The 12,883-nt window shown below is 38.4% G+C and carries 10 protein-coding genes and 1 pseudogene; all 11 read right to left on the bottom strand.

Going from position 1 to position 12,883, the window contains the following annotated elements:
• Nucleotides 1-67: 67 nt before the first annotated feature.
• Nucleotides 68-4,096, bottom strand: a complete 4,029-nt coding sequence (locus B1R93_RS23685; protein WP_088104226.1) for a rhamnogalacturonan lyase family protein — start codon at nucleotides 4,094-4,096, stop codon at nucleotides 68-70.
• 846 nt (nucleotides 4,097-4,942) lie between these two features.
• Entirely contained in the window at nucleotides 4,943-5,260 is a 318-nt protein-coding gene (locus tag B1R93_RS12205; protein ID WP_088104227.1) for a DUF7716 domain-containing protein, read from the bottom strand.
• A gap of 19 nt (nucleotides 5,261-5,279) precedes the next feature.
• Nucleotides 5,280-6,797, bottom strand: a complete 1,518-nt coding sequence (locus tag B1R93_RS12210; RefSeq protein ID WP_280949485.1) for an RHS repeat-associated core domain-containing protein — start codon at nucleotides 6,795-6,797, stop codon at nucleotides 5,280-5,282.
• Between the two features lie 690 nt (nucleotides 6,798-7,487).
• Nucleotides 7,488-8,210 (bottom strand): DUF4272 domain-containing protein, encoded by a 723-nt coding sequence (locus tag B1R93_RS23200; protein WP_207634155.1) that lies wholly within the window; start codon nucleotides 8,208-8,210, stop codon nucleotides 7,488-7,490.
• A gap of 20 nt (nucleotides 8,211-8,230) precedes the next feature.
• Nucleotides 8,231-8,473, bottom strand: a complete 243-nt coding sequence (locus B1R93_RS12225) for a hypothetical protein (protein WP_088104229.1) — start codon at nucleotides 8,471-8,473, stop codon at nucleotides 8,231-8,233.
• Between the two features lie 384 nt (nucleotides 8,474-8,857).
• Nucleotides 8,858-8,932: pseudogene (locus B1R93_RS23815) on the bottom strand (recombinase family protein); the annotation flags it as partial.
• A gap of 352 nt (nucleotides 8,933-9,284) precedes the next feature.
• Nucleotides 9,285-9,542: a hypothetical protein gene (locus B1R93_RS12230; protein WP_088104230.1), complete on the bottom strand. Its 258-nt coding sequence runs from the start codon at nucleotides 9,540-9,542 to the stop codon at nucleotides 9,285-9,287.
• Nucleotides 9,543-9,979: 437 nt separating this feature from the next.
• Entirely contained in the window at nucleotides 9,980-10,651 is a 672-nt protein-coding gene (locus B1R93_RS12235) for a DUF2625 family protein (RefSeq protein ID WP_088104231.1), read from the bottom strand.
• A gap of 37 nt (nucleotides 10,652-10,688) precedes the next feature.
• A complete protein-coding gene (locus B1R93_RS23435; RefSeq protein WP_088104232.1) occupies nucleotides 10,689-11,540 on the bottom strand; it encodes a NucA/NucB deoxyribonuclease domain-containing protein in 852 nt (283 codons plus the stop codon).
• Nucleotides 11,541-11,879: 339 nt separating this feature from the next.
• A complete protein-coding gene (locus B1R93_RS12245) occupies nucleotides 11,880-12,143 on the bottom strand; it encodes a hypothetical protein (RefSeq protein WP_088104233.1) in 264 nt (87 codons plus the stop codon).
• Nucleotides 12,144-12,344: 201 nt separating this feature from the next.
• Complete coding sequence (locus B1R93_RS12250) at nucleotides 12,345-12,866, bottom strand: hypothetical protein (RefSeq protein WP_088104234.1); 522 nt, start codon at nucleotides 12,864-12,866, stop codon at nucleotides 12,345-12,347.
• Between the last annotated feature and the right edge of the window lie 17 nt (nucleotides 12,867-12,883).

Below are 12,883 nucleotides of genomic sequence, written 5' to 3' on the forward strand. Positions count from 1 at the left end.
GTAGCAACCCGGCTATGTTAATACAAACAGAGCCACTGCAATCTTGTGACTGCAGTGGCTCTTACTACTATTCTTCTATAACGACAAACGTTCCATTTAATGTACTTGTAAAGATCGCAGTTGTACCTTGATATTTTGTTGGCACAGCTGTATAGCTACCATCCTCCTCTACTCTAACAACGGTCGCACGCTCTTCGTTAAGCTTCGTTGAAAGCTTGATTTCACGCTCAACCTCTTGCTCAAATTGCATTAGCTCTATGTCATTATTCGCCCCAGTTGCAAACACGCGATAATCAACATAGTCGGAGACGACGTTAGCGTCGATGGTGTTCAACTCCGGTGCTTTATTCACGTATACCGAAAGCGAAACGTCTTTCTCTTTTACTCCGAGCTCAGAAGCTAGAGCAGCAACATCGATTTCAGCTGCCGGTAAGCGAATCGTCCCTTCATCCGATTCAAATTCAATAATAGCATCCGCCTTCTTCTTTAACTGCTTTAATACAGAAGACGGGATGTTGACTTCGCCCCATTCATCTTGTTCCTTTTCAACCTTGATTAAAAATCGCTCTTCTTTGTTTTGCTTTGATTGATTCGCTTGGTTGTTTTTAACCGTCGTTACGACTTTCGTTTTACCATCTTCTGTGCTTACACGTTCTACTTTCACCGCATCGTTATCAACAATAACTTGAGCCTTCTCTCGCTTACCCGGTTTCTTTACATCTGCAGCAACATCACCTGTAAAAATCGACGGCGCTTGCGGTGCATCCATGCCATGTCCTAAGTAGAATCCAACCTGTGGCGGCTGGTTGTAGCCGACGTTTTGCCAAGCCACACTTAGGCGATACGTCGGATCATGCATTAACGTGTAAATCCGGTGCTCAGTCACATCGGTTGTCGTATAGATGCGAAGCTCCGTACTATCAGAAGAAGGCCAAATGACTTCCTCTCTCCAGTCACCGAAAAGATCGGCTTGTAACGAAGGGTTTCCTTTCGTTCCATTACTTGAACGTGTGCCCTCTGGAATGAGAACCGTCTCAAGCTTCTCTTCTTCCCAATTCCATTTCTCAATTTTTCCGACACCATGTGGATCTGTACTTGGATTATACGTATGATCTAGAAGCTCTCGAAGTAAATCACCAGTCCACCATACAGAATGGTTAATAGATTTAGGTGTATTATCGGAAATACGCTCACCTTCAACAGAAAACAATCCACTTCCGCCTGAGCTTCCATCCCAGCTATCAGATGCCCATAGCTCCGCACCATCATACCTTGGATCAATGTCGGCAGCAACAGCACGACCAACATCTGTACCTGTACGAACGCCCCAGAGTAATTCACCTGTCTCAGCATCACGGATACCGTAACCAACTGGTGAGCTTGAACTTTCATGAGGCTGATAGATTTCTAATCCTGGACGATTTGGATTTAAGTCAGACACATGGTTCGCATCACCATGTCCCCAGCCTGTGGAATGGAGACCTGTCCCATCATGGTCGATAACACTTCCGCCATAAATGATCTCATCAAAACCATCTTCATCAACATCCGCAACCGCTAAACTATGGTTTCCTTGTCCATAATACGCATAGTTACCCGGATCATTCGTATCGAATACCCACTCTTGCGTAATTTCTCCATCACGGAAATTGTACGCTGCCAGAACCGTTCTCGTATAATAGCCACGGGCCATAACAAAGCTCGGACGCTCTCCATCTAAATACGCCACACCTGCTAAGAAACGGTCAACACGGTTTCCGTAGCCATCACCCCAATCACTCACATTTCCACGCGGTGGGTAATAGTCAGTTGTTGCAAGTGCTTTACCTGTTTCCCCTTCAAACACTGTTACATATTCAGGTCCGCTTAAAATATATCCAGCGCTGTTGCGATAGTCCGCACTAGCATCTCCAATCACCGTTCCTTCACCATCGACCGTTCCATCAGCCGTTTTGAAGACGACTTCCGACTTGCCATTGCCATCGAAATCATAAACGAGGAACTGTGTATAGTGTGCGCCTGCACGAATGTTTTTACCTGCATCAATTCTCCAAAGCTTCGTACCGTCTAGCTTATACGCATCAAGATAAACATTGCCTGTATAGCCTGCCTGTGAGTTATCCTTCGAGTTCGTCGGGTTCCACTTCAGGATAATTTCATAGTTCCCATCCCCGTCAAGGTCGCCCACACTTGCATCATTTGCCACATACTCGTATTCCACTCCATCAGGCGTTACGCCACCCTCTGGCTTTTCAAGCGGGATACTAAGATGCTGCTCTGACCAAACACCTACCTCTTCAGTAACAGGGTCCCCACTGCCGTTTCTTACTCTTACTTGATACGTTGAATCAAGTGTACCGTCTGGATCAACGTAGTTTGTACTCGTCGTAATCGGTTTGTCATTCACCTTTTCACCATCACGGTAAAGATCAAAGCTCACACTCTCTGGGTCCGTACCGAGCATCTTCCAGCCAACATAAACGCCTTCATCTGTTTTAACCGCAACAACAGCACGATTAAGCTTTTCCATTTGACGTAAACGGACTAATTCTATTGGAGATTCTAACACTTCAGATGCTTCAGAGATTCCACCTTCATTGACGGCACGTACTTTATAATAATAATGACGATGAGTAAAAATCGAATCATCTGTAAACGTAACGTCTGTTGTTACACCAATTTTCGTATAGGATACTTCAGCTTGCGGATAGTTCGTTTCATCGTAACGAGCACGATAAACGTAATATTTAACAGCATCGTCTACTTCGTTCCATGAAAACGATACTTCATCCTCTGTTGCATCTACAAGCTTAAGACCAGTCGGTGCAGCTGGCACAGCAACTGACTCATCAAATACATCAACTGTCACTTCATTACTCGGAGCTGATTCAATTCCTAACGCATTTTTCAACGTAACCGCATACGTATACGTGTAGCCAAGCTCTGCTGTCTCATCCGTATACTCAGCTGTACTTGAGCTTCCGATGTTTGTAAATTCACTTTCACCTTCTGCTTTACGATACACTTCGTATGTCTCAGCCGATTCCTCAGCCTCCCAGCCTAACGTAACCGACTCTGGCGTTAACGTTTTGTCGACAACGTGAAGGCTTGTAATTTCCGACATCGGAATAATTTCAAGTCCATTAATCCGTCCATTGCCACCAATCGCAATGTTTAATTGCTCATCTGAAACCGTTGTCATTTCTGCTAATACAGCAAACTCTCCAGCTTGTGAGGAAATGCTGCCTTTGTCTTCTCCTTCAATCGAGAAATTCGTTCGATTAAAAGCAATATCATCACCCGCAATAATACGGACAAAATAATCACCATTTGGTACGTCAACTGTGAACTCATAGCTTCCATCAATAATAAAATCCCGTCTTAAATCGTCTGGACCACTACGGTTACGTTCAGCAACGGATTTACTAATACCATATCCACGCTCTTGCGTATAGATCATCGTATTCGTTACTTGTAAATAGCCGTCTTCAACTGGCGATGATGCCGAACCAAAGTCAAACATTAACTGAAGCGGCTCCTCTTCAGCTGGCTCCCCTTCGTTCTCATTTGTACCTGTCGAAATTTCAATTCCGTTAATACGACCATCACCTGAAAAGCCAATATTTAATTGACCATCTTCAATTGTCACATCAAACGTTTCTTCAAAATATTCACCATTTCCCGTTCTCGGACTGCCATGCTGGTCATCTTCAATGACTAAATTCGTCCGGTTTCCAGCATCCTCGTCCCCTGCAATAATCAATACCTCATAATGGCCATTTTCAAGCTCAACCTTAAATTCACTGCCTGCTGCTAATACAAAATCCTTTCTTAGATCATCAGGCCCAGCTCGGTCACGAAAGGCATTCTCTGCTAACGCTTCAGCAAAGCCAAAGCCCCTCTCCTCACTGTACGCTGTTGTTGGTGCTACTTGTGTATATCCATCAGCTACTGCACTCGTTTCAGAGCCAAAATCAAATTTCAAATCGACTACTTGCTCTTCTGCCGTCGTTACACTAGCAGAAAAAGCACCCGTTCCTGTAAAGAGAGAAAAAATCATCATAAATACCATGAACAAAGAGACTTTTTTAGACATGTACATCCTCCTCCAATTTAATCTGTTTTTACTCATCTAACAGCTTATTAGCGTTAGCCTCACCCCCTTAACAGATTTAACGTAAGCGGTTTCATGTCATATTAAAAAAATAAAAGGTCATTTATATGTATTGGAAATGTTCATTTATACGTCATTTTGAATAAGAGGAAAAATAGAATATTTTATGAATGGTAGAATTTCTTGAAGGTAGATATCTGGTATTTAATTATAGAGGCGTTTTTTCATAGATTGAATAGAAAAAATGTTAAATAATATATAAAAAGTAATGATCTTTTGACCATACTTTTTTGCAGCTTCAGCATGTGAGGAACTTAGTGGTTTATCGACAAAAAACGTTCCTATTTAGGAGGGATACACTATTCGTTGGTTCATTCATTCTGGGGCTTAATTCTTTATCATCAGCTTACTAAGAGTAGAATTTTGTTAAACGACTATCGAGTATTATAGCTCTAGTTAACATACAATTTTTAAAAATTTTTGAGCCATAGGCATTAAAAGAATACTCTTGCACATTGTTATTGCTACGAGCTTTGTCATTCTCGTTAGTTTGTTAGCCAATCAATGTCATATAACTACCCCTGCCATATAAAATGTCATATCGCCCAATCTCACACTTGTTCATCCCCCTCCAATATTAAAACGATACTCCATGACGGTATAACCATCATGAGCTCTCGATTCTCAAACAAGTCATTTTCTTTTTCTCCAACTCAAATATCAGCTGATTTGATATAAGGCAAAGTAAAAAAACCTTGAAAGGCATTTAGCCAATCAAGGTTAATAAATCTGTATTATTCTTGCTTTTCTAACATACGAGAGACCTGCTTAAGTGAACGATATAAAAGCATCATTTTTAAAATAATAATAAAATGCATCAAATAAGTCTAATTCAGAGCACTCTATAAGTTGTTGCTGTGCATTATCAACAATATCTTGAACATCGGCTATAGATAACACATACTTAAAATCATTATCTAAAGCAACTTTAGGAGCTTCTTCATCATCCTCTAAATCATCTAAATTATATAAATAGCACTTAGAGCTTAGAGACCATTCTTCTTTACTAGATAAAAATAGCGAATCATCCCAATTGAAGTCCATCGCATTCAACAATACGTTTCTCAATTCTATTAATTTTCCCATAATTAATTCCTCCAATTAATTATCGTCTACCACCCCAATTTTCCATTCCACCACGTCCCCCTGGATGGAGAATTTGTTGTATTGGACCTTTTGCTTGATGTTGGTTCCTAGGTACTAATTGTAACACCCCTTCGCGGTCTGCATGATGATGCCAAGTTACCTCTTTTATAGGTGCATTACGTGAAAATTTCCCTCTGCTACCTGGTTGTACACCTTTATTAATTCCTGGGTATAATCCTTCCATTTGTTGTGCAAATTTTGAATCCTTCTGGAACGCATTATATAGTTGCTCATTAGCATTTTGAAAGTGTCTTGGCGAACTTACATTAGGGTACATATCTTTTGGTAAATTCACTTCATACGCAACAGAGTATATCCCTTTATCAGAAGACCACTTACTAGAATTACCCGTACCCTTAGAAACTTCCCTTACCGTACTGCTTGGAGTAGCTCGGTTAATGCCCATCGTCGCATTAACAGCCGCATTTCCTACCTTAAGGGAATTTTTTAAAGCTCCTCCTCCGACAATACCCGAAGCTGCTATTAACCGTTCAGCACTTGATAACTTATCCCCCGTAATTAAATCCCTTCCAACTAAGGCTTCGACACCACTTTTTATATTTCCTACGACAGGGATAAAATCAAGACCTGTTGACGCTATTTGTTTGGGATTGATTCCCTTTAACGCCTTCCCTATCCCTCCTCTTAATGTTCGATTTGGTATTAGGCTCGAAGATGACGTAACTACCTGGTTTACTCTTCCTGTTAATCGCTGTACCTCTTGATACATCACCCCAGCTCGATCCCCATGCTGACTAAAATCAAAGCTAGACTCATAGATCGTCTCCCCATTAAGGGATACATGGCTAAACGAACCAAGATGATTTCTTGTCACACTTACTGGATTTCCTGCCGCATCTCGGAGGATCCCTTGGTTGTCTCGGTATACGTCTCTAGCTGACGTTATTTCTTCAAAGAACCCGTCTTCCAATACCGTGTAGGTTTCGGTGGCTTCTTTGCTTGAAATTAAGTTTCTTCCTTCCCACACTTCTTCTAAGTAATTATACGTATAATTTGTCATCTTAAGGTAACTGTATAGATTGACAATTTGTCTCGCTTGGACATCTTCTTGGATATGGGTTTCTTCGTAGCTGTATGTCTTGCTTTGTAGTTCCCACTCTTTTAACTGCAATCTGTTAGGATTGCTATGGCCGTCATACCCATTATCAATCAAGGTTCTTGCTTCTGAATGATACTTCTTTCCCAACCACTCCGGCACATTCCCAGTTGGATCCCACATGTTGATTGGGTTGTTTCCGACATACGCGTACCGATTTTGCGTCCATGGCATGTCGAGTTCGCCTCGGTAGCTATCTTCTTGCAGGAAGCGACCGACTTGCGGGTTATACCACCGCGCATTCATATCGATTAATCCAACGCCTCCATCATACGTTTGACTCGTGTAACCTGTCGTATTGTTTGGCGCCGTGATGCCTGTGTAGATTCCTCCAAACGCATCATAGCGATAGCGTTCGATCCAATCGCCGTGTCGATCTGTCGTTTCCGTTACATTGTGTTGGCCGTCATACGGTGTTCATCCGACAACGTTCAAATTCTTAGACCGTTACGAAAATTAAAATTTATGTAACGCTTTTTAAACGAATAGCGAGTATTATACGACCGTCTCTAGTAAAAATACAACCCAAAATTTATAAGCCAAAGCAGTAAAAGAACGCTTAACTCGTTTCCTATTGTTTATCGCCACGGGATTTGTCATTCTCGTAAGTTTTTTAGCTATTCCATGTCATACTACCCCTGCCATGTAAAATGTCATCTCACCGAATTCTCGTTCTTGTCAGACAATCCAAGTATTAACATGATACTCCATGATGGTACAACCATCATGAGTTATGAATTTCGAAAAACTAATTTTTCTTTTTTATCCCACTTTAAAATCTTTATCTTTTTTTGTTCATTTGCTTATATTTTGTTAATTTCCTCCTATATCATTACAAGCTTTATAATTTTTTTGTGCAATTATAAATTGAGTGTAAGTGTGGTTGTTTATTTAAATGTCTTTGCAACCAATCAAGTAAGTTTTGCTAACCATCATGAGTTTTTGATTCAAAAGTTATTTTGTTTTTCACCATAATGTTATTAAAATCAAAAAACCTTGAAAGGCATACAGCCAATCAAGGTCTTTTGCAAAGTACTCGTTAAACTAATCTTACGTATTCAACTCTACCTCATCCCATGCTTTATCTCCCACTATCCATTCAAAAGCATGATGTCTCCATTGTGCAATAAATTTCATACGATTCATCTCTTCTGAATTTAAAACATTAAAAGCTTTATTATTTACAATAAAATCATCCTGATCATTCTTAAATGCTTGCATGCTATCTATAACCTGCATATATTGGTTTCCAAAAGTAGATATTATTATCTCCTTTTCAGGCTTAAGGTTAAAAATTGAATTATTTGCTTCTCTTGTTCTCCAATGCCAAAGCATAGATATTTCATTTTGTAGGAATATATCTTCAAACACCCTTAAACGACATTTATTTAAAAGTTTTTCTAATGAATGCGTCCCACCTATCTCTAACAAAGGATGAAAATCCTCAGAAACTAATCTATCATATTCAGATAGTTTATTTACAAGTCCCAGTGACCATAAACAAGGTTCAATTGCTTCATATTGAATTTGTTTTGAGAGAATTTCATCTTTATTTCCTTTACCTACTTCTTGCTCAAATAACAATTTTTCATCCAAAGTCATTGAGATATTATAACCTTTATCATGCAACCATTTATATATAGCTTTCCTCTGCTCGTCTCTTTGTTTTAATGTATATACTCTTCCCCCAATTGTTGTTCTTTCTAAGGCACATCTGTCAGAGAGACACAATAATATAATTGCTCTAGTTGCAATTTCTTCAGCATTTTTCATTTTAACCCTCATCTTCCTTTCTATTTGAACAATCCAAATCCACCTTGGCCATTAGGACCAGGATGTAAAACATCTTGTAATAATGGGCTTTGGTGTTGATTTTTAGGAACTAGTCTAACTACACCTGGTGTGTCCGCAGGGTGATGCCAAGCCCAATCCTTAGATGGATTCTTTAATGCACTCTTTCCACTTTTCATATGTCCCATTACATCATAACCAAAGGAATCGTCCATTGCTTTCTTAAATTGGGCATCATTAGCCATTTGATTATAAAATTCTTTATTAGCTGCATTTCGATGGGCACTTCTTGATGCACCATTTCCTGTACTTGCCTCATATAGAGTGCTATATTGTTTTCCATTTCCTATAGAGTTACCCGTACCCTATGTTGTAATCTTAAAATCTATAAATAAAAAAACAACCAATTTATAACCTTATTACACTACTTCATTCTCTTTTATTATCGGTAGTTCATAGGCTGTTTTTTGCTTCATCATGCCATAAACAATGTTCAGAGTAAGAACACCTTATTACGTTAGCCATTGTTTATCGCCACGAGCTTTGTCATTCTCGTTAGTTTCTTAGCCATTCCATGTCATAACTACCCCTGCCGCATAAATTGTAATTTTCGTAACGCTTTTTAAACTGCTTTTAATATCACAACCGTATTTCTTCAACTCTGGATGTATAAGCACTTTCACAATATCTGACCGCCATAATCGGCCATCATGAGCTCTCGATTCTCAAACACAGTCATTTTCATTTTGTCCTGCTCAATAATCATCCTTATGTTCCTGTATTATTTTTACAAAACAAAACCTTGAAAAGCATTGAACCAATCAAGGTTTTCTAAATTTCTATTTATTACTATGAAATGAGACAAAGTAAATAGGGTATATATTTTAAAGGTGGTGTACGTACTAAAGAATTTGTTAAAACATCATTCAGGGCTTACATAGGTTCAGTCCATTCTGTAAATAATAAGCAGTTTATTCGGCACTCCGTCCTGAAAATTAAAAACACCTCAATAAAAGGTATTTTATTTTACCCTATTTATTGAGGTGTTATATTAGATTATACTTCTTTCCACAGACCCTCGAATGGAAAATCCGGATAAACCAACCGCCATTTTTGATTACATCCTGAACATTTATACCATTTCTCTTGTAAGATGTTACTTCCCCCATATTTAATTTCCACAGGAATTTCAACTAAATCTGTATCATTTACAAGATTATAAATATAAACTAAAAACCTTTCAAATTCATTTATTGAATGAAATCCATTAATTTCTTCTAATACGTTACAAATACACTCTATTTTACTATCCATGAAGGGTCAACCTCCCTTATCCATACTTGATTACCACCACCAACTAATCCTCTTTGGGGAGCTGCTATACCTTCAAAAATCTCAACACCTTTTGGAACTTTTATTTGAGAGACTTTTGTAGCATTATTTCCCCAATTTTGGTCTAAAGCACTATCTATAACTGATTGTAATGGACCATTTGGTTTCGTTCTAGTCCAATATGAACCTAACTCTCCTGCTTTACCACCATATACTCTATATAAAGTGGTTTCACTTTGTGTAATACTTCTTGTATAAGTGGCACTTCTAAATGACTTAGCTATTCCTTCAGGTAGAGGACCTGGATTTATTGGAGTAAACTTTTCAGTATTACTTATACCCTAAGTTGTAATTTTAAGGACCATCCTATTAAACAAAAGAAACCTTGAAAGACATTTAGCCAATCAAGGTATGGTAGTTTATTTAATACCTAATTTTTCTCTGTTTATCCAGTTTAGATTCCATAATTCCTCAATTGGGACTATTGACCTTGAGCGATTTGAAATAGGTTCACCTTCTGCCCAAATGTATGGATAAATCAAAACGCCCTTATTTCCGTTCATTTTCTGAATCTCTTCTTTCCAACCATTCCAACGAAAAGTTTCGTAGAATCTTTTTACATCACCTACACAAGCCCAGTTTACAAAATCCGAAAATTGCATATCTAAACTTTCCCATTCCAAAGTGTCGGGTGCAAAATAAAATACATCCCCAAGGTTACCCTCGAAAGCCCCACCATTTAGTGCAAAGAAGCCACCAACTGCATCATCAGCAATTAGCAATGATGAAGGTAATCTCGAACTTTTTCCTTTAGAGTCTATTTCATTCCACGAAGTCAAATTTCTCGGCAATCGACTACTACCTGAACCTAATAATCGTAGCCAACCATCCTCAAATAAGATTCCACCTGTATAATACGCAACTGTGCCTAATAAGGACTTGGTTGAAACTTGTAGCTTATGCAGAACCTCTCTCGCTTCAAGTTGGTTCACAGCTAAAATCTCTACATTATTGGTTGCCTTTGAAATCCAATCCTGTAGTAATAACCATCCTGATTCTGATTCATCAAGTAGTTCATCCAATGATTTCATTTATTCCCTTCACCTCGTTTCATTCATCTTACCATGCTCAATCATCGATTTTAATTCTTATTTTTGTTCCATCAGGATATTGTCTAAGTTGATGTCCCATTGATGAACCTGCGCCTCTATTATCAGACGGTGATATAGGTCTAACACTTGCGCCACTTCCACCTTCATTAAACATTGCAGGAGGATATTCATCAAGGTCTTTACTTTGTACTTTCTTATGTCCTTTTAATGAATCCCGTCTGTTGGATTTTGCCCCACCACGATTGATTGTTAGAGTATTAGGTTGACCGTTCTTTATTGCATCTTCAATATGCTGAGCCGATTCTGGATACTTACTCCTAGAAATCGTACATTCAGGGCAATCAAGATTTCCCTTACCCTTATCTCTATTACCACTCTTACTAAATAAGGTCTGCATATCACTAAAAACATTTGATGTTGAATGGGCGGATACATTTGCACCGTAACTTGCTCCAACAGCAGCTACTGCTACACCTCCAACGGCCGCTGTTCCTCCTGAACCAACAGTGATTACTGCCCCCCCTGCAATACTGCCTGCTGCAATTAATCCTCCATTTAAAGCGGATACTACATCTCCAAATACCGCTCCAGCTTGATAGAATTTGCTGTGACGGCTCGGATCCCCTTCTGGATAGAATACGGTCCATCCTTCCAATGTAACATTACTAACTGCGCGATATCCAGCACCTTCTAAGAACTCTCCAGCAGCTCTCCAAATGGGACGGTTTGATTCCGGCTTTGGTGGGTCAAACGCAGTTGGGATTCTTTCACCGATGAGTCGGTTCACCTCTTGATACATCACTCCAGCTCGATCCCCATGCTGACTAAAATCAAAGTTAGACTCATAGATGGTCTCGCCATTTAACATCACATGGCTAAACGAACCAAGATGATTTATTTCTCATTCTTGTTAAGTTCCTCCAAGTGTTAAAACGATACTCCATGATGGTACAACCATCATGAGCTTTTGATTTTCAGAGAAAACATTGTTCATGTTGTCCACTATTAAATCTTTATTTCTTTTCTTTTTCTATTGGCCTATGTAACTGTGTAGCTCATCCTTTATCATCACACGCTATGTCAGTATCGTATGGAAATATAAAACAAGTAGTAAGTGCTGTAAGTTTTATTAAAAATGTCAAAGCAATATTTGCTTACTATCATCAAAAAACCTTGAAAGGCATATAAGCCCTCCAAGGTTTTCCAATTACTTCAATTTTTTATACTCTTGTGCCACAGCTAGTAACTTATCACCAATTTTTGAATGTATATCCCAGGAATCTACTATTTGTCTAGTATAAGTCGGGTAATAATTTATTGGAGATAATACTCTCTTCATTTTAATTAATTCATCAGATATAGACTCTAGTTGCAATACCGAGGGTATCTCATTACTACCTGTCAGCCCTTTTTTTCTAGCCTCAATTTCTTGAGATAAGTCCATTAGAACTTTATCTATTAAACCAATCACTTTTTTTGCTGTTTTTCTAAGGTTCGATTAATTTTGTTCTGTCCATTATCCACCATTGATTTACTCCTCCTACATATTGTGATCCAAATTGATATTGTGGTGCAGCCCTTCCAGTTATCATTTGAGTTCCAGATGGTACCTGCCACTGTTTTATTCCAGTCATCCCTTGAAAGGCATGAAGCCAATCAAGGTAATAATTGTTTAAAATTCATAAATTACTTCTAAAGTTTTAAATCTAGATGGATCGTTTGCTTTAGAAGCATATATGGAAGGACTTTCTAAATTAGACAACCTAAATATTTTACCTTCTTTAAAGTCTATAAAATTCTTCAAATCTTCTTTTAATCCCATATATTCAACTTTTTCAAATATCTCACTAGACAAAGTAACTATTATATGTGAATGTTTTAACCTGTTTGTCCTACTTATATATAAGTTATAATCAAAAGCAGCTATTTCAAAATCAGCAGGAAGATTATATATGGATACAGATGAAATTTCCTCATTATTAGCTAAAGATGTGTAAAGCTTCTTTTCAATTCTTTTCAAAGAAGAAATCTTGCTACTTTTAATTGATACTCCAGAAACACCCATATAATTTGGAGCTAAATTAATTGAAGTAGCAAACCTAACAATATAATTATAAAACTCTAACCACTTTTTCGAGTCAAAAGAATCAATCTCACCATATAATACAACTGATGTTGTTACTCTTTCATTCATCGGTTTACCTCCCTTCA

Source organism: Halalkalibacter urbisdiaboli, assembly GCF_002156385.1.
Lineage (GTDB): Bacteria > Bacillota > Bacilli > Bacillales > Bacillaceae_D > Halalkalibacter_A > Halalkalibacter_A urbisdiaboli.